Below are 24,354 nucleotides of genomic sequence, written 5' to 3'. Positions count from 1 at the left end.
ACAGTGTAGCGGTTGGGGGATAGGACAAAAGAACTGTCGGCCTATTTCAGCGAAAGGCGGCCGGCGCAACCTGCCGAAATCATCTTAGATACGCCGCGCCTGCCAGTAGGTTTTGCTCCAGTAGACATTGTTCAGCGAGGAACGAACGACGCCCTGACGGGTGGAGGCATGGATAAACTTATCGCCGGTATCATAAATGCCCACATGCAACCCATTGTCGCCGCTACCGGTTTTGAAGAACACCAAATCCCCCGGCAGCAAGTCGCCGCGAGAGACCCGGCTACCGACCCCGGTTTGCGCCTCGGTGGTCCGGGGCAGCAGAATATTGAACCGATCCCGGAAGGTGCGGTAGACAAATCCCGAACAGTCCACGCCCCTGCGGTCAAGGCCGCCATAGCGGTATGGCACGCCGTACCATTGCCGCAGTTGGTCGTTAAGCTGGGCTACCACCTGGATGGAATCGGCCAGCCGGGGATCGGGCGGCGGGGCATGATGGCTGCATCCGGTCAGTAACAGACTCAGCACAATTAACCACCAGGATATCCGTTTCATCTTTGACTCTTCGGGGAAAGCCGTCCCTATCGGACTGCCGGTTATTCACACCGCGTTAGCGGCCATTGTCATGGTGCCGGACGCCGTTAGCCAAGGCGTATCCCCTGCCGACGTCCAAGCGAAATCCACACCGAAAACCGCCGATAACAGCGCCGGCTGCATCACACGCCGGGCGGATCCCGCCGCCGCAAGCCGACCGGCGGACAGCAACCAGACGTCGTCGGCGTGCCGTAAGGTATGGTTAAGGTCATGGCCGCAAACCATCACCGCCAGTCCGGCGGCGATCACCTCGGCCAGCAGCGCGTCCAGCGCGACACGCTGGGCGATATCCAGACTGGCGGCGGGCTCATCCAACAGCAGCATAACCGCTTGGGGATTAATGGCCGGCCAGACCTGCAAAAGCGACGCCGCCAGACGGACGCGCTGCCATTCACCGCCGGATAGCCGGTTCAGCGGACGATGCAGTTTGTCAGACAGCGATAAGGCATCGGTCAGATAGTTCATGGCGCGATCAATGGCCGCCCCGTCAACGCCGGTCGGTTGGTGCAGCGCCATATACTGGAACACCGGCATGATCCCCGGCGGCAGGGCCTGTTGCGCAAGATAGGCGCGGTGGGCCGCCAGCGCCTCGCCGCGCCATTGCCCAAGGAGCCGTCCTTTGAACAGGATGTCCCCTTCTGCCGCCTGTAATCCCGCAACCGCGGCCAACAGCGTACTCTTGCCGGCCCCGTTGGGCCCGACAAGATGGATAAGCCGGCCGGCGACGATATCGGCGGTCAGCGGCAATAAACGGCGCGGCACCGCGACATTTCGCAATTCCACCAACCGATCATGGCTCATCGTTTTACCCCGGCGTTCATCAGCCGGCCCCCGCCGACCGCATGACGTGGCTTATTCCGCCAAGGCCACGCTGATGGCGTTAACAATAATCGGGTCATCCGGCCGCATATCCGGCGCGAAACGCTGTACCACCCGACCATCCCGTCCAACCAGGAACTTTTCAAAATTCCATAGGATATCGTGCGGGTGCTTGGGCGCCCGGCCTTTACTGGCCAGACGCTCGTAGAAACCGCTGCCCTGGGGGATGACGGCTTCGGGTTGCGCGGCGATCAACGCCTGGTACAACGGATGGCGCTGGTCGCCATTCACCTCTATTTTACTGAACATGGGAAATTCAACGCCGAAGGTCCCGCGGCAAAACGCCAGGATGTCTTCGTTGCTGCCGGGTTCCTGTCCGGCGAATTCATTGGAAGGGAATCCCAGCACTTCGAATCCCTGGGCGTGTTTTTCCCGGTACAGGCTTTCCAGCGCCTCATATTGGTCGGTCAGACCGCATTTCGAGGCGACGTTCACGATAAGCAATACCGAGCCCTTGAAATTCTCCAACGTAATGGTTTCACCGGTAATGGTCTTCAATGGCAAGGAATACAAGTTGTCATTCATTTGAGCGCCCTCCAGGTGTCGCTGCGTCAAGCGGATTAACAAACAGGCCCTAACGGGATAGGCTCTGAGCCACAAGCTTAGCCTTTTATCTTGATTAATAGCCAGATAAATATTGGCGAACCCAGGGTTGCGGTTACGACGCCGATGGGCAATTCAGCCGCGTTCAAGGTGGTGCGGGCTATGGCGTCCGCCAACAACAACACGCCCGCGCCGGCCAGGGCAGAGCCCGGCAGCAAACGGCGATGGTCGGTCAATCCCGTCAGTCGCAGGATATGGGGAACCACCAGACCGATAAAACCGATAACACCCGCCAGCGCCACACTGATCCCCACCAGCCAGCCAAACACCAGCACAAACAGGTTGCGCCGGATAAAGACCGACACCCCCAATTGCCGGGCCGGCAGTTCCCCCAACGCCAGTAAATTCATGCTGCGCCCTTGCAGGGAAAGCCAAACGATCGCCGGCGCCAGGGAAATCATCAGCCAATCGTCGCGCCAGTCCACACCGCCGAATCCGCCCATCATCCAATAGATTAACTGCCGCAAATCCAGGCTGGTGCTGAAATACACCGCCCAGGTCATGATAGCGCTACACAAAATACCCAGCGCCACCCCCACCAGCAACAAACGGGCATTGGACGTATTACGCCGGGCGAATACCAGCAGGATGGCCGTAACTACCAGGGCGCCGCCCACGGCGCATAATCCCAGGCCCCATATCGGCAACCCATCGCCGCCGACCACCACCGCCAGCGTCAGTGCCACGCCCGCGCCGTTGGATATGCCGAGCAAACCGGGTTCGGCCAGGGGGTTTTCGAAGATGTTTTGCATCGCCGCGCCCGCCTGCGCCAGCGCCGCGCCGACCGCCATCACCGCCAGTGCGCGGGGAAGCCGTAATTGCCAGACAAATATGTCGGCGGCCTGGCTGAACCAGCGGGTCGGCCAAAACCAGGTATCTCCAGCGCAGAGACTGATAATGAAAGCCAAAAGCAAAAACAGGCACAACCAGGCCATCCTGGTCCTGTCTCGTTGCCATTGCCGGCGTTGTAATTCGCTAAGAAGTGGATTGCTTGCCGACATTGTCCTTGTTCCGTCAACAAAAGCGTTTGGGGAAACCCTATCCTACCGGGATTGCTCTTGAAGCAACAGACTGGCGCGGCGACAACGGCCGCGCCAGTCATTATCAGTTCGGTCGCGGATGCGTGCCGGGCGGCGGCAACCTGACGCCGCCATGATGCTGTTCGCCGCCGGAGGGCCGTTCGCCGCCATGATGCTGTTCGACGCCATGATGCTGTTCGCCGCCATGATGCTGTTCGACGTCATGATGCTGTTCGACGCCATGTTGTTCCTGTTGTCCGCCCGATGGATATGAGCGATTTTCATGGGAAGGCGTCTTATCCGCCGGATGGTCGCCGGCGCCGTCATGCTGGCCGCCGTTATGGAACGGGCTGCCGCCGGTGCTCAAATGCTGGCCGCCACTGGGCGCCGGACCGCCGCCGACATGCTGGCCGCCATTATGGAACGGGCTGCCGCCTGTGCTTAAATGCTGGCCGCCACTGGACGCCGGACCGCCGCCATGAAACGGGTTGCCGACGGGAGGGTGCCCGCCGGCGCCGGGAGGCGGATTGCCAATGGCGGGGCGGCCGCCGGTACGTTGGTATGGCGGTCGTCTGCCGCTATGATAAGGCGGGTAGTCCCTGTCGTAATCGGGGGGACGATGTGGCGACCAATGCCCGTGATCCCAATAGCGGCCACGATTATCCATCATGCCTTCCGGCAAAAAGGGCAACCATTGCCAGCCGCTCCAGAACCAGCCAAATTCGTTGCGCTCGCCAAAATCATTATCCTGATGGTCGGCCCACCATTGGGGGGAACGCCATTCATACCCATCCCAATACCAGCCCTGTTCATTGCGCTCGCCGAAATCATTTCCCTGATGTTCGTCCCACCACTGCTCGGTACGCCATTGAAAACCATCCCAATACCAACCGCGCTCATTCCGTTCGCCGATGTGACGATCGATATGATCGTACCACCATTGCGGCGAGCGCCAGACATCGCCATCCCAAAAATAACCCCGCTGATCCTGTGCGCCGATACGGACCAGCACGCCAGGAGCGACATAAGCGACCGGCACATCATCCGCCGTCGCCACACCGCAAGCCAGTACAGCCGCAATAAACACACCGATCTGTTTGTTCATACATGTTCCCGGTTGAGCCATTTTATCCGTCTTGCGGCACTCTGCGCCCAGACATTACTGGGTATAGCAACCGCAGGTCGCCGCCCCTATCGGATAAATACGGTTTACGGAAGTCTAACGAAATACCGATAATTTCTTTACAATGATATGCGCAAAAAAAGCAGCGGAGAGGGGCTGGCGGAAATTTAACCAAAATGCCGGCAAGCCAGATAGAATCAAGCATTCAGAGCAATGGCGGCGCCGGTGGATAACCGGCGCCTCCCTGCGACAGATGGCCGTGACAATGCCGCCTCACTCCTTAGGCGAGGCATTCTCCACACGGCTCTTTAGCTTCTGACCCGGACGGAAAGTCACAACCCGACGAGCGGTAATGGGAATATCTTCTCCGGTTTTGGGGTTACGACCCGGCCGTTGATTTTTGTCGCGCAAATCGAAATTACCGAACCCCGATAATTTCACCTGCTCGCCATTTTCCAGCGCGCGCCGGACTTCCTCAAAAAACAGTTCCACAATCTCTTTGGCATCCCGTTTGCTCAGCCCGAGCTTTTCAAACAGGTATTCTGACATTTCAGCTTTAGTAAGCGCCATAGGTTCAATCCCTCAAGGATGCTTGGAATCGCTGTTTTAATGCCGCCACACATCGATCAACGGTGGAAGCAATAGCCTCTTCTTCCAGTGTACAAGCGGTATCCTGTAATATTAGGCTGATAGCCAGACTCTTGAAACCTTCCGCTACGCCCTTCCCCCGGTACACATCAAACAAGTTTACGCCAACTACCTGATTTGCGCCAACTTTCTTGCACTCTGCAATAATATCTGCTGCCGGGACATTTTCGGCGACCACGACGGCGATATCGCGGCGGTTCGCCGGGAAGCGAGAAATGTCAAAAGCTTCAGGCACTTTACGCTCTGAAATCTTATCCCAGAGTAGTTCAAAGACGACGGTTCGGCCATTTAAATCCAGTTTGACTTCCAATTCCGGATGTATAACGCCAATAAATCCAATACGTTCCCCGTTCAGATACAATGCCGCACTCTGCCCTGGGTGTAAAGCCGGATTACTCTCACTTCGAAACTCAATATCGGCAAGTTTGCCGGTAAGTTCAAGTATTGCCTCAAGATCGCCTTTCAGATCGAAGAAATCCACCGACTGGCGCGGCAAATCCCAATGTTCGTCATAACGCGGCCCGGTGATCACGCCGGCCAGCATAAGATCCTGTCTAATTCCCAGGTCCGCTGCATTATCAGGAACAAAGCGCAATCCGCTTTCAAAAAGCCGAATACGGTTCTGCTGACGATTCTGATTATAAACCACCGCCGTCAATAAACCCGTCCATAATGATAACCGCATGGCGGACATCTCGGCGGAAATGGGACTGGGCAGCATCAACGGCGCCTGGTCGGGATGCAGTAAACATTGTACATTCGGATCAACGAAACTGTAGGTGATGGCTTCCTGATAGCCGTAGTCCACCAACAGGGTCTTGACCCGGTTTAGGGGAAGTGCGGCTTCCCGATGGCGAGTCATCCGCAAATCGGCGCGAATCGGCGCATTGGGTATGGCGTTGTAACCGTAAAGCCGCGCCACCTCCTCCACCAGATCTTCCTCCAGCGCCATGTCAAAACGCCAAGTGGGCGCCACCGCTTGCCAACTGCCGGCGCCGACGGTCACATCGCATCCCAGCCGGGTCAGGATATCGGTCACATCCGCATCCGGCACCGGATAACCTATCAGGCGATCGAGCTTTTCACGTCTTAGCGTCATCGTCGCGCGGGTCGGCAATGCCTCTCTCGCGGTGACATCAACCACCGGTCCGGGCCGACCGCCGCAAAGACCGATGAGTAACGCGGTGGCCCGCTCCATGGCGCGGTATTGCAGCGCCGGGTCAACGCCGCGCTCGTATCGGTGCGATGCATCAGTGTGCAAGCCGTAACGGCGCGCGCGACCGGTAATGGCCAGCGGATTAAAATAGGCGCATTCCAGCACCACGTCGCGGGTTTTGTCGCCAATACCGGAATATTTGCCGCCGAATATGCCAGCAATCGCCAGTGCCTTGGCATGATCGGCTATCACCAGGGTATCCGGGGACAACGTCGCTTCGCTGCCGTCCAGTAGCGTCAATACTTCGCCCTCGCGCGCCAGGCGGACCACAATGCCTCCGTCGATACGGCTCAAATCGAAGGCATGCATGGGTTGCCCCAGTTCAAGCAGAACGTAATTGGTGACATCCACCACCACATCCACCGAACGAATGCCGCAACGGCGCAATTTTTCTTTCATCCATAACGGCGTCGCCGCCGTCACATCCAAATCCTTGACCACCCGGCCGAGATATCGCGGGCACGCCTCGGGCGCATCGACGCGGATAGCGACGGTATCATCAATTACGGCCCGCACCGGTTCGATAAGCGGAGCATTGAGCGGCAGGCGGTTGACGGCCGCGACATCGCGGGCGATGCCCAGGAGCCCCAGGCAGTCGGCCCGGTTAGGCGTGACGCTGATGTCAATGGTGTGATCGTCGAGTTCGAGATAATCGCGAATATCGGCGCCCATGGGCGCATCGGCGGGCAATTCAATGATACCGGAATGATCCTCGGACATGCCCAGCTCACGAAACGAGCATAGCATCCCCTGCGAAGGTTCGCCCCGCAGTTTGGCCGCCTTGATTTTTATGTTCCCCGGCAAAACGGCGCCGATGGTCGCCACCGCCACCCGCAATCCCTCGCGACAATTGGGCGCGCCACACACAATATCCAGCGGCGTTTCGCCGCCGATGTCGACTTGGGTCACCCGCAGTTTATCGGCATTGGGATGCTGCCGGCAGGCGATGACCTGACCAACCACCACGCCGCTGAACACACCGGCCACCGCGTCCATGCCGTCCACTTCCAAACCGGCCATGGTGATCTGCTCGGCCAGCGCGTCGCTATCAATAGCGGGATTCACCCATTCACGCAGCCAACGTTCACTGAACTTCATGTGTTATCCCGCCTTTATTTGAATTGTTTGAGGAAACGTAAATCATTTTCAAAAAATGCCCGCAAATCCGTGACACCGTAACGTAACAGGGTAAATCGTTCCATCCCCATGCCAAACGCAAAGCCGGAGTATTTTTCCGGATCGATACCGACGTTGCGCAAGACATTGGGATGAACCATACCGCACCCCAATACCTCCAACCATTTGCCGTTCTTACCCATCACATCCACTTCCGCCGAGGGTTCGGTAAACGGAAAGTAGGAAGGACGAAAACGTACCTGCAAATCTTCCTCAAAAAAATTGAGCAGGAAATCATGCAGCGTGCCTTTCAGATTGGTAAAGCTGATATCGGTATCGACAATCAGCCCCTCCATCTGGTGGAACATCGGCGTATGGGTTTGGTCGTAGTCATTGCGGTATACCCGTCCCGGCGCGATGATGCGGATCGGCGGTTGCTGGTTTTGCATGGTGCGGATCTGTACGCCGGACGTCTGGGTTCGCAGCAGGCGGGTGGCGTCGAACCAAAATGTATCGTGATCGGCGCGGGCCGGATGATGTGGAGGAATATTCAGGGCGTCGAAATTATGATAATCGTCTTCGATTTCCGGACCGGTAGCCACCGAAAACCCCAACTCGCCAAAAAAAGTTTCTATACGGGCAATGGTTCGGGAGACCGGATGCAGACCACCGTTTTCCCTACGCCGTCCGGGCAGGGAAACATCCACCTTTTCCCCGGATAGCCGGGCGGACAACGCCAATGACGCCAGATTCTCCTTGCGGTCATTCAGTGCTTGCTGCACATCCTGCTTGGCCTGGTTAATTACCGCGCCGGCCGCGGGACGATCTTGTGCCGGCAAATCGCGAAGGTTCGCCATTTGTTGGGTAAGATGACCTTTTTTTCCTAGATATTCAACGCGGATGCTATCGAGCGCGTTCATATCCTGGGCTTGTGCTATGGCTGCCTTGGCTTGCGCAACCAACTCTGCGAGATGTGGCATTACGTTCCTCTTCTTCCGGCCTCTGTTGGCTTGATCGTAGGTGGCGAGTATCGGCTCGGCCGACTGTTTGCCCGTCCGGGCTGACCGCGAGCAAAAAAAAACCTCCGCATCGGGAGGCTTCAGCGCTGTTTTTCGTTTCTTCTCTTACGCGCAAGCCCCCATGCTTCAGGTGCTAAAGTAAAAAAAGAAACGGAAAATAGCAGCATTCATGCTTGCATTACCTTGTTTGTCGTCCTGCCGGCACATGGCGTTGTTTTCGGCTAGTGTAAAGATAAACCCTTAATAAGAAAAGAGGGAGACCCGCTCCCTCTTTCAAATAGTTTATGCCAGCGCACTTTTCGCTTTTTCAGCCAGGGCGGTGAAGGCCGCCTTGTCGAATACAGCGATATCAGCCAGGATCTTACGGTCGATTTCAATGGAGGCCTTTTTCAGCCCATTGATGAACCGGCTGTAGGAAATACCGTTCTGACGGGCCGCCGCGTTGATACGCGCGATCCACAACTGACGGAACTGGCGCTTCTTCTGGCGGCGATCGCGGTAGGCATACTGCCCGGCTTTGATAACCGCCTGGAAGGCGACACGATAAACACGCGAACGGGCTCCATAGTAGCCTTTCGCTTTTTTCAGTACTTTCTTGTGACGTGCACGTGCGGTCACACCACGTTTAACGCGAGCCATATGCTCTCCTAAGTCTTATTCTGTAAACCGGTGAAGTGACAATCAAGCGTACGGCAGGCACGCGACGACCAGACCCAGATCTCCTTTGGAAACCAGGGATTTCGGACGCAGGTGACGTTTACGCTTGGTGGCTTTTTTGGTCAGAATATGACGCAGGTTCGCATGCTTACGCTTGAAGCCGCCGGAGGCGGTTTTTTTGAAGCGTTTGGCTGCGCCGCGTACTGTCTTGATTTTAGGCATGAATCTACTCTCTACTGCGCATTGTTGATAATATGAAACAATAAGGCGAAGCCGGCGTACCCTGAACCCTTGCCCGCGGGGACGCCGTCTTGCTTGTGGGCCTTACTGCTTCTTCTTGGGGGCGAGCACCATGATCATCTGGCGTCCTTCGATTTTCGTCGGAAAGGACTCCACGACCGCCAATTCGCTCAAATCGTCGCGAACGCGATTAAGCACTTCAACGCCAATTTGCTGGTGCGCCATTTCACGTCCGCGAAAACGCAGCGTGATCTTGGCCTTATCGCCGTCTTCCAGAAAACGAACCAGGTTGCGTAGTTTTACCTGATAGTCGCCTTCATCGGTACCAGGCCGGAATTTGATTTCCTTGACCTGAATAACTTTTTGTTTCTTTTTCTGCTCTTTGGTGGATTTGCTCTTCTCGTAGAGGAACTTGCCGTAATCCATGATACGGCAAACCGGCGGCTCGGCATTCGGGCTGATTTCAACTAAATCCACACCCGCTTCCTCGGCTCTTTCAAGCGCTTCATTGAGACTGACAATCCCAATCTGCTCGCCGTCGATACCCGCCAGGCGAACTTCTGCGGCGCGTATTTCCCGGTTGATACGATTAGGACGCGCCGGTTGAACTCGTTTTCCGCCTTTAATACTTTATTCCTCCAGTTGATGAAGATTTCGGCTGCGAATCTCTTGCCGCAGCTTCTCGATAATCTCGCTTACGCCGATACTGCCCAGATCTTTACCGCGACGCGTGCGCACGGCAACTTGGTCCGCTTCCATTTCTTTATCACCGCAGACCAGCATATAAGGCACCCGACGTAAAGTATGCTCGCGGATTTTAAAGCCTATTTTCTCATTTCTCAAGTCCGCTTTTACGCGAATTCCGGCAGCGGATAATTTTTCCGTCACTTTTGCGACGTAATCTGACTGGTTATCGGTGATATTCATCACCACAACCTGGGTAGGAGCCAGCCATGTGGGGTAGAAACCCGCGTATTCCTCGGTCAGGATGCCGATAAAACGTTCCATGGAACCTAGGATGGCACGATGGATCATCACCGGCACCAAACGCTCATTATTTTCACCGATATAAGAAGCATTTAAACGACCGGGCAATGAAAAGTCCAATTGCACCGTACCACATTGCCAAGCACGATCCAGGCAATCCAGCAAGGTAAATTCGATTTTAGGACCATAAAACGCCCCTTCACCCGGCTGGAATTCAAAGGCAATGCCGTTTTCCGTCAATGCCGCAGCCAGGTCCTGCTCCGCCCGATCCCATATTTCATTGCTGCCGATACGTTTTTCCGGACGAGTGGACAGTTTGACCAGGATTTTTTCAAAACCAAACGTGCTGTATATATCATACACCATTTTGATGCAATTGTTGACCTCATCGCGCACCTGGTCCTCGGTACAAAAAATATGCGCGTCGTCCTGGGTGAACCCCCGCACCCGCATCAGTCCATGCAGCGAACCTGAGGGCTCATTGCGATGGCAACTGCCGAACTCGGCCATGCGCAACGGCAAATCCCGGTAGGATTTCAGGCCTTGGTTGAAAATTTGCACGTGTCCGGGACAGTTCATCGGTTTGATGCAATATTCGCGATTTTCCGACGAGGTGGTAAACATGTGTTCGGCATAGTTTTCCCAGTGACCGGTCCTTTCCCAGAGCACCCGGTCCATCATGAAGGGGCCTTTGACTTCCTGATACTGGTACTCTTTAAGTTTCATCCGCACAAAGGCTTCCAGCTCGCGAAACACGATCCAGCCGTCATTGTGCCAGAATACCATGCCAGGCGCCTCTTCCTGCATGTGGTAAAGATCGAGTTGCTTACCAATCTTGCGGTGATCGCGCTTGGCGGCCTCCTCCAGGTGCTGGAGGTAGGTGGCGAGCTGCTTTTTGTCTCCCCAGGCCGTGCCGTAAATACGCTGCAGCATCTTGTTTTTGCTGTCGCCACGCCAGTAAGCGCCGGAAATCTTCTGTAATTTGAAGAAATGGCAAAAACGCATATTCGGCACATGCGGGCCGCGGCACATGTCGATATATTCCTGGTGATGATACAGTCCCGGACGATCGTCATGGCTGATATTTTCGTCGAGGATCGCCACCTTGTAGGTTTCGCCACGGGCGACAAAGACCTCCCGCGCTTGCTGCCAACTGACTTTTTCTTTAATAACGTCGTAGTCTTGTTCGGCCAGCTCATGCATCCGCTTTTCCAGCAGATCGATATCTTCCTGCGTCAGGGTGCGATCCAAATCGACGTCGTAGTAAAAACCTTTATCGATTACCGGACCGATCGCCATTTTGGTATCGGGCCAAAGCTGTTTGATGGCATGCCCCAGCAAGTGCGCGCAGGAATGGCGGATGATCTCCAGTCCGGCTTCATCCTTGGCGGTGATAATGGCAAGTTGCGCATCCTCGGTAATCATATCGACGGCATCCACCAGTTCGCCGTTGACTCGTCCGGCAATGCAGGCCTTGGCCAGGCCCGGGCCGATATCGCGGGCGACGTCGAGAGGGGATACGGGGTGCCCGTAAGGACGCTGACTTCCGTCGGGCAAGGTAATTACTGGCATGATTTTTTCCTTAGGTTGCAGTGGTGATCCACACGCAAGATCACATACAAATTCAATTACGGTTAATTTTCAATTAGTTGTATGACCATCTCACCCACATTCGTCAGATTGGCCCTACAGGGGTTCACAAACCGCACAGTCATTGATATCCGGCTGGCTCACAATTTGAGGGGGCTATGTTAGCATTTCTTACTTTGTGGGAGAAACTTTTTGCCGGTCGGAACTCGCCAATTTTGGTTTAATGCGAGGGAAACCGCCGCGGGGGCCGTTAACTCACCCCGCCGCAAGAAACGCCGGATTGTCAAAACATAAATAATGCGAATTACAAAACGTAACAATAGAAATATTGACATAAAAAATTAACAAAAAATGCGCCATTTATTAGCACATCATAAAAAAATGTTATGATATTTTTTTTATTGCCCGATGAGATTTGTAATGGATCAAACCGAAATTATTCGTGGTGTATTATCCTGGATCGAGAAAAGCTTAAACCTTCCCCTATCCCTTGATGATGTCGCCGCTAAGTCCGGTTATTCAAAATGGCATTTACAACGGATGTTCAAAGAAGCCACCGGCCAGGCCATGGGCGCCTATATCAGGGCGAGAAAACTCTCCCAGGCCTCGGTCGCCCTACGGCTGACCAGTCTGCCAATCTTGGATATCGCCCTGCAATACCATTTTGATTCGCAACAAACCTTTACCCGGGCATTCCGCCGCCAGTTCGCCACCACGCCCGCGCGCTATCGCCGTCTGGAAGAATGGGACACCACCACTATTTGTCCGCCGATCCTGCTAGATTCGCCACCTTTGCCGTCGCCGCGATTTATCACACTGCAACCGATGAAATTAATGGGCGTGACACAAAGTTATACCTGCAATCTGGAGCAAGTGGGATATTATCGCGCCAAATTCCGGTTACGATTCTGGAGTCAATATATTCGACAGGCAGGCTTCATACCTCCCGTTTTATATGGATTGCATCATATCCGCCCCAGCCACAGTAAAGAGGATGAGCAGGAAGTTTTTTACACCACGGCGGTGGATTATGCGCAGATGCGGGGTAATTTTATTTATGGACAGTTAATGGAATTGGAGGGCGGCGATTATGCCCAGTTTACTTTCGACGGCCCCACGGAGGAACTCCAGGATTTTATTATGACTCTGTATGGCACCTATCTCCCCATGCTCGGTTTGACTCGCCGGAAAGGGATTGGAATAGAACGTTTTTGTGCCAGGGATTTGGTACCTTCACCATTACAAACCCGAATGATTCACTGCGACTATTTTTTACCGGTAAAACGGAACCACGTAAAATAATTCGTCTTCAATTGACATACTTTTCACCCCATGGATGTTCCATCGGCGCCAGGCCGGCCAAGCCCCACGCGTTAATGCCCTTTTGCCAGGCCGCCGCGCCGGCCATGTATACTCGCCCTAGGTTGGGTGGGTAGTAGAATCCGGGAGGGAAATGCCATATTCAGGTTTCCGCTTTATTCATTTTATGGTCAAGAAAGCGATATACTCTAAATAATTCACGTTGCATCGCGGCGGCAAGCGGGCGCGGCGACAAAGAGACAACGTGGGGTCCGCCAAGTAAATTTTTATGTTAAGTCAACCAGTGCGATATTATGTTTATCTTGCAAAATAAATTAGCCAACAATGGCCCCCCCGCCGATGCGCCTCCCGAGACGAAACCGGCGGCGTCGGCGCCCCTTACCGGCCTCCATCTGACTAACGCGGGTAATACTCCGGCCGATATTTTTTATCGAATACCCGCCATTGCCGAAACCGTGGCCGGCTATTTGAAAGAGCCGGATTATTCCCGTTTTGCCGCCGCGCTGGCGCCTTCAGCCCTCCGCTCGTCAAAGGAGATGCTGGCGGCGCTGGAAAATAGGCGCTACGCCGTCGCCGCGCTGCGGATGCATGAACGCCAACTCTATATCGGCTTGATGGCCGGACGGGAATGTTTTCGCGCCCTGTTGAAAGATGTCGTCATCATTGACGAATCCTTGTCCCGTCAACCGCCTTTCACCCCCTTCCCCCTGGGTGCTATCTCAGTGGGTTGCCTAATAGCCGACACCGCCTGTCCGGCCGTCGGCGCGAAGTACTTGATGTGTTGTGACGGCGACGACATCGCGGCGCATCTCACCGATAAGCACGCCATGGCCCGCGCCATGCTTCGCTGGCGGCGGGATCTGGCGGCAAGGGGCGATGCATTTGGGCGAATGCTGGCCGGCGGGAATGGGTTTATCGTGCCGTTGTCGTCGGAAAGACCGTTATTTCTGGGATTGCGACTCTATCGCACGGAAGTCTGCCAGGAAGGCCTTTCCGCCTTGCTGGCAACGGCCGACGGACTTTTCCGGCAAGAGGCGCCGCCGGCAGGCTACGGCATCGCTCTGGCGGCCACACGTTTACTGGAGTCTTTAAAGCAATGCCCGCCGCCCTCGCTGACTGTCCGTCAGATTGACGAAACGGCAGGACGCTACCGATTGCTGCTCGAGGCGGGGAAGGATATCCGGTGCCAGAATTCGGGTCGGCGACTTTACCATCGGCTCAACACAACCACTCCTGCCAGTCATTGAGGCATGATTCCCACTGGCAATGGGCGCCAGGCGCATTTACCCAGCCGCGCGATTAACATCCAGGAAAAATGCTTGGCTCAGTTCTTTATCATTTCAATGACAATGTCAATAGAAAAATCACGCCTTGCACCAAAAAGCAGCAAACCCGCCGTGGCGGGTTTGCTTGAATCCACATGTCATTATGAGGTATTTCACACCAGAGCAGTAACGACAGCGACCCAAAATGCCATACATATCAATACAATGCTGGGCAACGTTAACCGATAGAAATATTCCATGATACCCTCACAATCACCTGACTTCTTTTAAGAATAATCGTACACGTGTTTTTGCACAAATAATAAGAGCCAGATCATTCTTTATGGCATTTTTCCTAAAAAAATCTGCGTCAGATCACATACAAAAGCCCATAAACCGCCGCCGGATCGCCTTGAACGTCGAAGACGCCCTCCGTTACATCGGCACATCGGTTTTAAAAAGTAGCCCAGTCAATACCACTAACACCACCAACAGAAACAGACTTATCACCTTCCAGCGCCGTTCGGATTTTACACTCATTCAGTTCCCTCCTGTTCTTCCCCCTCGGTATCGGCAGACGGGTAACAAACTTGAGGCAAGTTCGTCGCAAAAAACGTTTTCTCCTAATACGGTCAGAGGGCAAGAGTGCTATGCTGGCCGCACATCTATAGTTAGGAGCGGGTTATGACACCGATAACGACCCTTACGCTGGCACCCTCTCTGGACAGCGCCACAACCACTGACAGAATGTATCCCGAAGGCAAGCTGCGCTGCTCGGCCCCCGTGTTTGAACCGGGCGGCGGCGGCATCAATGTGGCCAGGGCGATAGTGCATCTTGGCGGCCAGGCGACCGCGTTGTTCCCCATTGGCGGCCCCACCGGGCGCCATTTGGCCGAATTGTTACAGGCGGAGGGCGTCGACATCGACCCGGTGGAATCCGCGGACTGGACCCGGCAAAACTTGCATGTGCATGTGGAAAGTACCGGCGAACAATACCGTTTTGTCATGCCCGGCGCCCATCTTACCGATCAGGAGTTCGCCACGTTCGAACATCGGCTGGCCGCGCTGCCCCGCGACTCGCTGTTTGTGATAAGCGGCAGTCTGCCGCCGGGCATCGGAGTGGAAAATCTGCAACACTTGCTGAAAACCGCGCAATCCCAGGGATTGCGTTGCGTAATAGACAGTTCCGGTCCCGCCCTGGCGGCGTGTCTGGCGGTGGGAAACCTGGCGCTGGTCAAACCCAATCAGAAAGAACTGGCCGAAATGGTCGGACACAGTCTTGATGATCCACAGTCGGTCAAACAAGCGGCATCGGACATCGTCGCCCACGGCGGCGCCGAGCGCGTCGTGGTGTCGCTCGGCCCGCAGGGCGCCCTGGTGGCCGACCATGACCAGACCCTGCAAATCGTCCCCCCGCCGGTAAAAAAACTGAGCACGGTCGGCGCGGGGGATAGCATGGTGGGCGCAATGACGTTGAAACTGGCCGAAAAGGCCGATTTATTGGAGATGGCGCGCTACGGCGTGGCGGCCGGCAGCGCGGCCACCTTACACAAAGGTACCCGGCTTTGCACTCGTGACGATACGCTGCGTATCTATCAATACCTTTGCCAGACCAGTATTCTTTGAGCGCTTTCTCAAGCACCATCGCGCTTATGTCCTTACGCGGCGCGATGAGGCCGGCAGGCGGACAATTTTTGCCATTGCGCGGTAAAAGCGCCAGGCCGAAGCAAGAAACGGTTGACATTGACTATATAAGCAACAACACTCACACGAAGCGTCACCAGGGAACCAAATTGCAATCCAAGCAAACTTTCCGGCGCGCTCTTCTCTAATGGAACCCGGTTCGGTCAGCGCCCGATTCCGGCCAAGACCGGTTTTGTTCCATCGGCCGCCGCCGTTTTCTTGACGGAGCCGATCTGACTCATTGTCAGCAAAGTTTCAGACCTTGACCGGCAGGATAACTTTAGGGGGAGATTTTCATGTGGCACGCCATTGAACGCCTGTTGGCCGAAGCCCTGACCGGCGACGGCATTCTTGAGCGTCGGGAATTGCCCGGCGGCGAACTGCATCCGACCTGGTACATCCGCTTTGGGGATCACGAGGTGTTCGTCAAAAGCGATAACCGGGATATGCTGCAAAAATTCACTAGCGAAGCCGATCAATTGGCTATGCTGGCCCGCAGCAAGACCGTGCGGGTGCCAAAAGTGTATGGCGTCGGCAGCGACAGGGACTACAGTTTTCTGCTTATGGAATTTCTGCCTGAAAGACCATTCGACGCCCATGGCGCCTATTGCCTCGGGCAGCAATTGGCGCGGTTGCATCAATGGAGCGAGCAACCGCAGTTTGGTCTCGATTTTGACAATGACCTCTCCACGATAACCCAACCCAATGCCTGGCAGCGTCGCTGGGCGACATTTTATGCCGAACAGCGCATCGGTTGGCAACTGCAATTGGCCGCTGAGAAAGGATTGCGTTACGGCGATATTGATTATGTCATCGCGCATATCGCTTTCCTGCTGCGCGATCACCAGCCTCAGCCTTCGCTGCTACACGGCGATTTGTGGCCGGACAACTGCGCCAACAGCCCTTTGGGCTGCTACCTTTACGATCCCGCCTGTTATTGGGGCGATCGGGAGTGCGATCTGGCCATGCTGCCGCTTTATCCGGAACTCTTGCCGCAAATCTACGATGGCTATCAAAGCGTCTGGCCGCTGGACAGAGGGTTTATCCATCGCCAACCGGTCTACCAGCTGTATTACCTGCTGAACCGTGCCTGTCTGTTCGGCGGCGAGCATATTGCCGCCGCCGAGCAGGCGCTGGATCGGGTTTTAAGCGACGGCGCCTGACGGCCGGCGGCAAGCCCGTTCTTTCCGGCTTGCCGGCCGGTAATCACAACATGCCCAGCAATTTAAGGATAAAATAGCCGATAACGGCGATGACGACGGGCAAAACATACAGCGGGAAAATCTGCAAAAATATGGTGTGCCGCGGCATGATGATTTTTTCCTCCAGTTGCGCGCGGCTCAGGCCCTCTGATCCCCTGGCCTGTTCAAGCACCATTTGATCCTCGACGCCTTCACGGACATGCTTGGCCTGCCGCGACATGCGCGCGCCGGACGCCTGTAGCGCCAGACCGACGAAAATCAGAACGTAGACTACCCAGAAACCGATATTGCCGTCGAACAGGGCGCGCTCAAAAGTCGGTTGCGGCGAGTTATACCAGAACATGTTGAGAAATGGCGTATTAAACCGCAGCATATCGATCATGACATGAAAAAAATCAGAAACGACGGCGTTAATCCCTTTGTTTTGTTCCGCATGCTGATAAAGATATTTCAGCAATGAAATCAGTGTCGAGAGTAAAGCCGGTATAAAAATTATCCATCCCGCCAACCGCTTGATCACGGCCAGACGGCCGGCTTGTTGATACGTCATGCGCTCCCCTTATCAATCGACGCCAACCCGTGCGATTAAGTTTATCCATTATGCATACCCGTCATAGGCGATGAGGGCATAGGCTCAAAATCGCCCCGCGAAGTATGACGAGTATAGCGTGATTAACTCCGCTTTTTTATGTATTTATTACTTCCGCCCGCCATCCCCTTCATCGCCAAGAGATGATACCCTGTTGCCCTTATGTTCTCACCCTAAAGGAGCTGTTGCATGCCGACATTGTTACCACAGGAAGCGGTCATATTTGATATGGATGGTCTGATTATCGATTCCGAGCCTCTTTGGCACCAGGCGGAACTGGAGACCTTTGCCGCCATGGGACTGGATATCGCCAAAGGGGAACAATTACCCGATACACTGGGATTACGCATCGATAATGTGGTTAAAATGTGGTATGCCATGAGCCCGTGGGAGGGGGTATCCCAGGAAGAGGTTACCCTGCGCATTATCCGGCGTACCGTAAATCTTATCGATGAACGGCGGCCGCTGTTGCCGGGGGTGCGTCAGGCGTTGGACATCGCGGCGGAGTGCTCCTTGAAAATCGGCCTGGCTTCGGCATCGCCGTTGTTCATGCTGGAAAGCGTTCTGGAAATTTTCCAGGTGCGCCATTATTTCGCTGAAATCTGCTCCGCCGAACGACTGCCTTATAGCAAGCCGCACCCCGAGGTTTATCTATTGGCGGCCGACAGGCTGGGCGTATTGCCGGAGCGCTGCACCACCCTTGAAGATTCATTTAATGGCATGATTGCCACCAAAGCGGCGCGAATGCGCTCCATCGTCGTGCCCGACCCGGCCTATCGCGCCGATCCCCGCTGGGTATTGGCCGATGTCCGACTCGACTCGCTTACGGACTTGTCCGCCGAACACCTGCGCTAGGCAGGCCCTAAAACCGCGGCCGGATCATGGCCGTCCACGGGTCGGCTAGAGAAAATCCGCGCGCTTGGGGGTAAAGGTGTCGATAAGCATACTGTCGTCTTCCAGCGCTACCACGCCGTGCATTTCGTGCTTAACCGCGCGATAAGCGTCGCCGGCCTTCAGAATCCGCTTCTCACCTTCGATTTCCACTTCGAAACTGCCCGCGGCGACATAGGCTATCTGATCATGGATATCGTGCCGATGCGCCGTGCCGATGGCGCCTTTGGCAAAATGCACGCACACCATCATGAGATCATCGCTCCAGGTCATGACCTTGCGTTTTACCCCCTCCCCCAGCTGTTCCCAGGGGGTTTCGTCATTGATAAAAAAGGCTTTCATATTGCTCCCGTTTGCCGCTAGGCAAATTCTGTAAGGAAAAAAACCGTCACCGCCGCATTTTAAGGCCGGTGAGATGGAAAAAAAACGGAAAACATCAAAATCATGACATCTCTCAAAAAATAAATAAAACATTATTTCATTTTTATTGAATTCACATCCCTATCGCACTATGATGCCAGCATCTCAGGTGAAAACATCCTCATAGCGAAGTCAGTTCCGAAAGAGAGGCATTCATATTATGCAAGTCCGCCAAAGCATCCATAGCGACCATGCCAAACAACTGGATACCGAAGGGTTGCGCAGCCAGTTCCTTATCGAAAACATCTTTGCGGCCGATACCTATACCATGACGTATAGCCATATTGACCGTATTATCGTCGGCGGTATCAAACCCATCAGCAAGACGGTGAGTATCGGCAGCGAAGTGGGCAAACAACTGGGAGTGGGTTATTTTCTGGAACGCCGCGAGTTGGGCGTGATTAATATCGGCGGCCCCGGCGTTATCGTGGTCGACGGTAAAACCTTTGAGATTGGCCATCAGGAAGCCCTGTACGTCGGCATGGGCGCCAAGGACGTGCGGTTTTCCAGTGTCGATGCCGCCAAACCGGCCAAATTCTATTACAATAGCGCGCCGGCCCACACCCCCTATCCAAACCGTAAAATCACCCTGGCGGAAGCGTCTGGACAGACGCTCGGCGATAACGCCGCCAGCAACCGCCGAACCATCAACAAGTTTATCGTTCCCGATGTGCTGCCAACCTGCCAACTGACCATGGGGCTGACCAAACTTGCCGAAGGCAACCTGTGGAATACCATGCCTTGCCATACTCATGAGCGACGGATGGAGGTCTATTTCTATTTTGATATGGACGAAGAAACCGCCGTTTTCCATATGATGGGACAACCGCAGGAAACCCGCCATCTTCTGGTGCATAACGAACAGGCGGTGATTTCCCCGAGTTGGTCGATTCATGCGGGCGTCGGTACCAAAAGCTATACCTTCATTTGGGGTATGGTGGGCGAAAACCAGGTGTTCAACGATATGGATCACGTCAAGGTCAGCGAACTACGCTGAAGGCGACATTCTGCCGGGGCGGTCCCGGCGTGTTCGATACGCTGCCGCGGCTGGGAGCAGCCGCCGTCAATGAGGCAAAGTATGATTTTAGACACATTTGATTTATCGGGAAAAATCGCGCTGGTCACGGGTTGCGACACCGGTTTGGGTCAGGGTATGGCGATCGGCCTGGCCGAAGCCGGCTGCGATATTGTCGGCGTTAATATTGTCGATCCGAACGACACCATCGGCAAGGTGACTGCTATGGGGCGTCGGTTCCTGAGCCTGACCGCCGATCTGATGAAAACCGACGCCATCCCCGCCATCGTCGAAAAGGCCGTCGCCGAGTTTGGTCATGTCGATATTCTGGTGAATAACGCCGGTATCATTCGCCGCGAGGATGCGATTGAATTCAGTGAGAAAAACTGGGACGACGTGATGAATATCAATATTAAAACAGTCTTTTTCATGTCCCAGGCGGTGGCCCGTCAGTTTATCAAACAAGGCAAAGGCGGAAAAATCATCAACATCGCTTCCATGCTTTCGTTCCAAGGCGGCATTCGGGTGCCCTCCTATACCGCCTCCAAAAGCGCGGTCATGGGGGTAACCCGGCTACTGGCCAATGAATGGGCCAAACACGGCATCAATATTAATGCATTGGCGCCTGGCTACATGGCAACCAACAATACCCAGCAGTTGCGCGCCGACGAAGATCGCAGCAAGGAAATCCTTGAGCGCATCCCGGCCGGTCGCTGGGGTTTGCCGGAGGATCTCAAAGGTCCGGCGGTATTCCTGGCCTCTTCCGCTTCCGATTATATCAACGGCTATACCCTTGCCGTCGACGGAGGCTGGCTGGCACGCTAAAATAAGATCCGGTCGGCGGTAACGTGCGTCGACCGGATGTTCGCTTGTCCCGCTTACATTCGCCGCAAGGCCACTCCCACATTCGCGAAAAGTTACGATGTAACTCTTCCCGCCCGCCTAATGATTACTTTATACTGGACAAATGACCAGCCATAAAGAACGCCGATGCCATGACCGCTGAAGGGCACCTGATTTTTGCCGTGGCGAGCGCCATTCTCGCGAAAAAAATGGAGTTCACGCCAGCGCTTGCCCAAGGGGATTGGTGGCATATCGTGGCCGGCGCATTGCTTACCTGCCTGTTGCCGGATATCGATCATCCACAGTCCTTCCTCGGCCAGCGACTTAGATGGTTGTCAACGCCTATCGCGCGCTTGTTCGGCCACCGCGGTTTTACCCATAGCCTGTTGGCCATCGTCGCCGGCGTGGCGTTGTTTGGCCTGAAATTTGAACCGAACAGGCTGATTCCCCTTGATGCCCTGCACGGTATGATCATCGGCTATCTCAGCCACATTTTCGCCGATATGCTGACGCCTGCGGGCGTGCCCCTACTGTGGCCTTGCCGATGGCGATTCCGCCTGCCGATTATCGTGTCGGTCAAAGGCCATCAACTGGAGCGGATCATTTGCCTGGCCATATTGGTATTCGCCGTACAGCATCCCCAAGGTATGCCGCTCACCACGACAATCACCGTACCGGATTCGGTGCAAGCGCTATGGCATAAAGTCCGGGGCAACGTTTTCCCCGGCCGCGGTATTTAACGCTGATACTCCAGCTAATGACCATCGCATCGGGGCAACGCCGCAACACAATAAAATCAATATTAAATATTGATCGTCTTAATAATTAAATTTCAGTGATATTCACGAAGAACCGCCAGCGAAATAACGGAACGCTTCGTTTGGCTTATTTTCAAATCCAGCCTACGTGTTACCGCCTCAAAAAAGGACCTTCCTGCTGATTGGCTAATCTGTTCTATACTCTAAAGACGTCGAATTGCATCGCGGCGATAACTTTCGTTTAGCGCGCTAATAACGGGTGCCATACCCGTGGGCGTCTTTTTGCCATTATCACGGGGCGCGAAAGCGTCTCGCCGCAATCCGTAATCGCCAGATAAGGGCCATGGCGGCCTGTCGCAATGATTTCCCTTTGTTAAGAGGAGCAATGTTCATGTCCAAACCCACGGATTCTTCCCAACCTCAGGCAACGTCGTCCCCTATGGCGCCCGCTCCTAACGGCAATTCCGCGCGGCCGGGTCTCGGCCATCTCGCGCCGGATGATAATAGCCATAAACCCGCGTCGGCGCCCTCGGGTCCGGGCAAACAACCCACCGCCTCCGGCTCGTATAAAAGCCCGCAAAACAGCAACGCAAAACTTGATAGCCTCGCGACGCAACGGAAAAACGGAGACCGGCAGCCCTTGACCACCAATCAAGGCGTTAAAATTTCCGATGACCAGAATTCCTTGCGCGGCGCAAGCCGGGGCCCGACATTACTTGAAGACTTTATCTTACGGGAAAAAATCACCCATTTCGACCATGAGCGTATTCCGGAACGCATTGTCCACGCCCGCGGCTCAGCCGCGCATGGTTTTTTTCAGGTTTATCGGCCGCTCGCCGATATCACTCGAGCGCTATTTCTCCAGGATCCGGCGGTCAAGACACCGGTTTACGTGCGATTTTCCACGGTACAGGGTTCTCGTGGTTCGGCGGATACTGTCCGTGATATCCGTGGGTTCGCCACCAAATTCTACACTGATGAAGGCAATTTTGATTTGGTCGGCAATAACACGCCGGTGTTTTTCATTCAGGATGCCCTGAAGTTTCCCGATTTCGTGCATGCGGTCAAACCCGAGCCGCATAACGAAATTCCCCAGGGCGCCACCGCCCACGATACCTTCTGGGATTACGTGTCATTACAGCCGGAAACCCTGCATAACGTCTTCTGGGCCATGTCGGATCGCGGTATTCCCCGCAGCTATCGTACAATGGAGGGCTTTGGCATCCATACCTTCCGGCTTATTAATGCCCAGGGGCGGGCCGTTTTTGTTCGTTTCCATTGGAAACCGGTGGCCGGCAAAGCCTCGCTGGTATGGGACGAGGCGCAAAAACTGGCCGGCAAAGATCCCGATTTCCATCGCCGCGATCTGTGGGAGGCCATCGAAGCCGGCGACTATCCGGAATACGAGTTGGGTTTGCAAGTGATACCGCAGGCAGATGAGCACAACTTCGATTTCGACTTGCTGGATGCAACCAAGCTTATCCCCGAAGCTTTGGTGCCGGTGGAAATCGTTGGCAAGATGACCCTCGATCGCAATCCGGACAACTTTTTTGCCGAAACCGAACAAGTGGCCTTCCATCCCGGACATATCGTTCCCGGTATCGACTTTAGCAACGATCCCTTGCTGCAAGGGCGATTGTTCTCCTATACCGATACGCAAATCAGCCGGCTTGGCGGACCGAATTTCCACGAAATTCCCATTAACCGGCCGGTCTGCCCCTATCATAATTTCCAGCGTGACGGCATGCACCGGCAGGATATCGATACCAATCCGGCCGCTTACGGCCCCAATTCCATTAATGATAATTGGCCGCGCGAAACAACGCCGGCGGAGGGTGGATTCGCCTCCTACCAAGAACGCGTCGACGGCAATAAAATCCGCGCCCGCAGCGATTCATTCTTGGAATATTATTCACAGCCACGTTTGTTCTGGCTCAGCCAGACCCCGGCTGAACAAGCCCATATGGTGGATGCTTTCGCTTTTGAACTTGGCAAACTTAGCCGACCTTATATCCGCGAGCGCGTGATGGATTTGCTGGCTCGGGTGGATTTAACCCTGGCCGAACGGGTGTCGGCCAAACTGGGCTATAGTCTGCCTGAGGAAACGCGCAGGATATCTCCGCCAGGCCCCGTTAACGGCGTGACCCAGGATCCGACGCTCAGTCTGTACGCGAGCGGCGCCGGTTCGGTTAAAGGCCGGTTGGTGGCGCTGTTGCTTAGCGACGGCGTTAATGCCGCCGATGTGCTGGATGTCATGCAGGCGCTAAAAGCCGCGGGCGTCCATGTGAAGCTGTTGGCCGGACACGGCGGCAGCGTGTTTGCCAACGATGGCTCCACCCTGCCTATCGACGCAACGTTCGATGGCTCGCCCTCGGTCAGCGTCGATGCCGTTATCGTGCCGGACGGCAATATGGACGCCTTATTGCTGGACGGAGCCGCCCGCCATTTTATTTTAGAGGCGTTCAAGCACCTCAAAGTCATAGGATTGAGCGGCGACGCCAAGCGCTTTAAGCAGCAATTGGGACTGACCGATTTACCCGAGGAAGGCATCTGCGAGGGTTCCGCCGCGCAAGGGGCCATGCTGGCGGAATTTCTCGATCAACTGAAGGCGCATCGGGTCTGGTCAAGAATCGGCAAAATCGCCGGTGTGCCGGCCTGAGGGTAAATGATGAGCGATAAG

The 24,354-nt window shown here is 55.0% G+C and carries 24 protein-coding genes and 1 other annotated feature; of the genes, 9 read left to right on the top strand and 15 right to left on the bottom strand.

Annotated features, from left to right (window positions below; all coding sequences use genetic code 11):
- Positions 1-84: 84 nt before the first annotated feature.
- From FCN80_RS13190 to thrS, 13 genes are all read right to left on the bottom strand, one after another.
- A complete protein-coding gene (locus FCN80_RS13190) occupies positions 85-552 on the bottom strand; it encodes an NlpC/P60 family protein (protein WP_136990627.1) in 468 nt (155 codons plus the stop codon).
- 45 nt (positions 553-597) lie between these two features.
- Positions 598-1,392 carry a vitamin B12 ABC transporter ATP-binding protein BtuD gene (btuD, locus tag FCN80_RS13185; RefSeq protein WP_136990626.1) on the bottom strand — a complete coding sequence of 265 codons (795 nt, stop codon included), beginning with the start codon at positions 1,390-1,392 and terminating at the stop codon, positions 598-600.
- Positions 1,393-1,443: 51 nt separating this feature from the next.
- On the bottom strand, positions 1,444-1,995 hold the full coding sequence (locus FCN80_RS13180; RefSeq protein WP_136990625.1) for a glutathione peroxidase: 552 nt from the start codon (positions 1,993-1,995) through the stop codon (positions 1,444-1,446).
- 77 nt (positions 1,996-2,072) lie between these two features.
- Entirely contained in the window at positions 2,073-3,074 is a 1,002-nt protein-coding gene (gene btuC / locus FCN80_RS13175) for a vitamin B12 ABC transporter permease BtuC (protein WP_136990624.1), read from the bottom strand.
- A gap of 103 nt (positions 3,075-3,177) precedes the next feature.
- A complete protein-coding gene (locus FCN80_RS13170; RefSeq protein ID WP_136990623.1) occupies positions 3,178-4,197 on the bottom strand; it encodes a DUF2502 domain-containing protein in 1,020 nt (339 codons plus the stop codon).
- Positions 4,198-4,488: 291 nt separating this feature from the next.
- Positions 4,489-4,785: an integration host factor subunit alpha gene (gene ihfA / locus FCN80_RS13165; protein ID WP_011411244.1), complete on the bottom strand. Its 297-nt coding sequence runs from the start codon at positions 4,783-4,785 to the stop codon at positions 4,489-4,491.
- Between the two features lie 4 nt (positions 4,786-4,789).
- Entirely contained in the window at positions 4,790-7,177 is a 2,388-nt protein-coding gene (pheT, locus tag FCN80_RS13160) for a phenylalanine--tRNA ligase subunit beta (protein ID WP_136990622.1), read from the bottom strand.
- A gap of 14 nt (positions 7,178-7,191) precedes the next feature.
- On the bottom strand, positions 7,192-8,175 hold the full coding sequence (gene pheS / locus FCN80_RS13155; RefSeq protein WP_136990621.1) for a phenylalanine--tRNA ligase subunit alpha: 984 nt from the start codon (positions 8,173-8,175) through the stop codon (positions 7,192-7,194).
- 91 nt (positions 8,176-8,266) lie between these two features.
- Positions 8,267-8,390, bottom strand: a sequence feature (Phe leader region).
- Complete coding sequence (gene pheM, locus FCN80_RS26605) at positions 8,341-8,385, bottom strand: pheST operon leader peptide PheM (protein WP_001386830.1); 45 nt, start codon at positions 8,383-8,385, stop codon at positions 8,341-8,343. Its footprint overlaps the feature before it by 45 nt.
- 106 nt (positions 8,391-8,496) lie before the next feature.
- Entirely contained in the window at positions 8,497-8,853 is a 357-nt protein-coding gene (gene rplT / locus FCN80_RS13145) for a 50S ribosomal protein L20 (protein WP_136990620.1), read from the bottom strand.
- 42 nt (positions 8,854-8,895) lie between these two features.
- Positions 8,896-9,093: a 50S ribosomal protein L35 gene (gene rpmI, locus FCN80_RS13140; RefSeq protein WP_136990619.1), complete on the bottom strand. Its 198-nt coding sequence runs from the start codon at positions 9,091-9,093 to the stop codon at positions 8,896-8,898.
- Positions 9,094-9,195: 102 nt separating this feature from the next.
- Complete coding sequence (gene infC / locus FCN80_RS13135; RefSeq protein WP_136990618.1) at positions 9,196-9,738, bottom strand: translation initiation factor IF-3; 543 nt, start codon at positions 9,736-9,738, stop codon at positions 9,196-9,198.
- Positions 9,739-9,741: 3 nt separating this feature from the next.
- Positions 9,742-11,670, bottom strand: a complete 1,929-nt coding sequence (gene thrS, locus FCN80_RS13130) for a threonine--tRNA ligase (RefSeq protein WP_136990617.1) — start codon at positions 11,668-11,670, stop codon at positions 9,742-9,744.
- Positions 11,671-12,108: 438 nt separating this feature from the next.
- Between thrS and robA the strand changes: the two genes are divergently transcribed.
- The 4 genes from robA (at position 12,109) to FCN80_RS13110 (ending at position 17,119) form a co-directional block, all read left to right on the top strand.
- Positions 12,109-12,990, top strand: coding sequence for an MDR efflux pump AcrAB transcriptional activator RobA (gene robA / locus FCN80_RS13125; RefSeq protein WP_136990616.1), 882 nt, complete (start codon positions 12,109-12,111; stop codon positions 12,988-12,990).
- Between the two features lie 311 nt (positions 12,991-13,301).
- Positions 13,302-14,255 (top strand): hypothetical protein, encoded by a 954-nt coding sequence (locus tag FCN80_RS13120; protein ID WP_136990615.1) that lies wholly within the window; start codon positions 13,302-13,304, stop codon positions 14,253-14,255.
- A 702-nt stretch (positions 14,256-14,957) separates the two neighbouring features.
- Positions 14,958-15,899, top strand: coding sequence for a 6-phosphofructokinase II (gene pfkB / locus FCN80_RS13115; RefSeq protein WP_136990614.1), 942 nt, complete (start codon positions 14,958-14,960; stop codon positions 15,897-15,899).
- A 353-nt stretch (positions 15,900-16,252) separates the two neighbouring features.
- Positions 16,253-17,119, top strand: coding sequence for a fructosamine kinase family protein (locus FCN80_RS13110; RefSeq protein ID WP_136990613.1), 867 nt, complete (start codon positions 16,253-16,255; stop codon positions 17,117-17,119).
- A 43-nt stretch (positions 17,120-17,162) separates the two neighbouring features.
- Here the strand turns inward: FCN80_RS13110 and FCN80_RS13105 are convergent, their stop codons facing one another.
- Complete coding sequence (locus FCN80_RS13105) at positions 17,163-17,708, bottom strand: YniB family protein (protein ID WP_136990612.1); 546 nt, start codon at positions 17,706-17,708, stop codon at positions 17,163-17,165.
- A gap of 228 nt (positions 17,709-17,936) precedes the next feature.
- On the opposite strand from FCN80_RS13105, the gene hxpB reads away from it, so the two are divergent.
- On the top strand, positions 17,937-18,602 hold the full coding sequence (gene hxpB / locus FCN80_RS13100; RefSeq protein ID WP_136990611.1) for a hexitol phosphatase HxpB: 666 nt from the start codon (positions 17,937-17,939) through the stop codon (positions 18,600-18,602).
- A gap of 45 nt (positions 18,603-18,647) precedes the next feature.
- Here the strand turns inward: hxpB and FCN80_RS13095 are convergent, their stop codons facing one another.
- The gene (locus tag FCN80_RS13095; RefSeq protein ID WP_136990610.1) at positions 18,648-18,980 is read right to left on the bottom strand and encodes a cupin domain-containing protein; all 333 of its coding nucleotides are present in this window, start codon (positions 18,978-18,980) and stop codon (positions 18,648-18,650) included.
- 238 nt (positions 18,981-19,218) lie between these two features.
- Between FCN80_RS13095 and kduI the strand changes: the two genes are divergently transcribed.
- The 4 genes from kduI to katE all read left to right on the top strand — a co-directional run bounded on the left by kduI (position 19,219) and on the right by katE (position 24,333).
- A complete protein-coding gene (gene kduI, locus FCN80_RS13090; RefSeq protein WP_136990609.1) occupies positions 19,219-20,055 on the top strand; it encodes a 5-dehydro-4-deoxy-D-glucuronate isomerase in 837 nt (278 codons plus the stop codon).
- An 81-nt stretch (positions 20,056-20,136) separates the two neighbouring features.
- Complete coding sequence (kduD, locus tag FCN80_RS13085) at positions 20,137-20,898, top strand: 2-dehydro-3-deoxy-D-gluconate 5-dehydrogenase KduD (protein WP_136990608.1); 762 nt, start codon at positions 20,137-20,139, stop codon at positions 20,896-20,898.
- A 170-nt stretch (positions 20,899-21,068) separates the two neighbouring features.
- A complete protein-coding gene (locus FCN80_RS13080; RefSeq protein WP_136990607.1) occupies positions 21,069-21,656 on the top strand; it encodes a metal-dependent hydrolase in 588 nt (195 codons plus the stop codon).
- A 409-nt stretch (positions 21,657-22,065) separates the two neighbouring features.
- The gene (gene katE, locus FCN80_RS13075) at positions 22,066-24,333 is read left to right on the top strand and encodes a catalase HPII (protein WP_136990606.1); all 2,268 of its coding nucleotides are present in this window, start codon (positions 22,066-22,068) and stop codon (positions 24,331-24,333) included.
- Positions 24,334-24,354 lie beyond the last annotated feature (21 nt).

The sequence above is a fragment of the Martelella alba genome (genome assembly GCF_005217455.1).
Classification (GTDB): Bacteria; Pseudomonadota; Gammaproteobacteria; order Enterobacterales; family Enterobacteriaceae; genus Acerihabitans.
The sequence above is the reverse complement of the archived record's forward strand: the minus strand, read 5'-3'. Positions and strand labels throughout refer to the sequence as shown.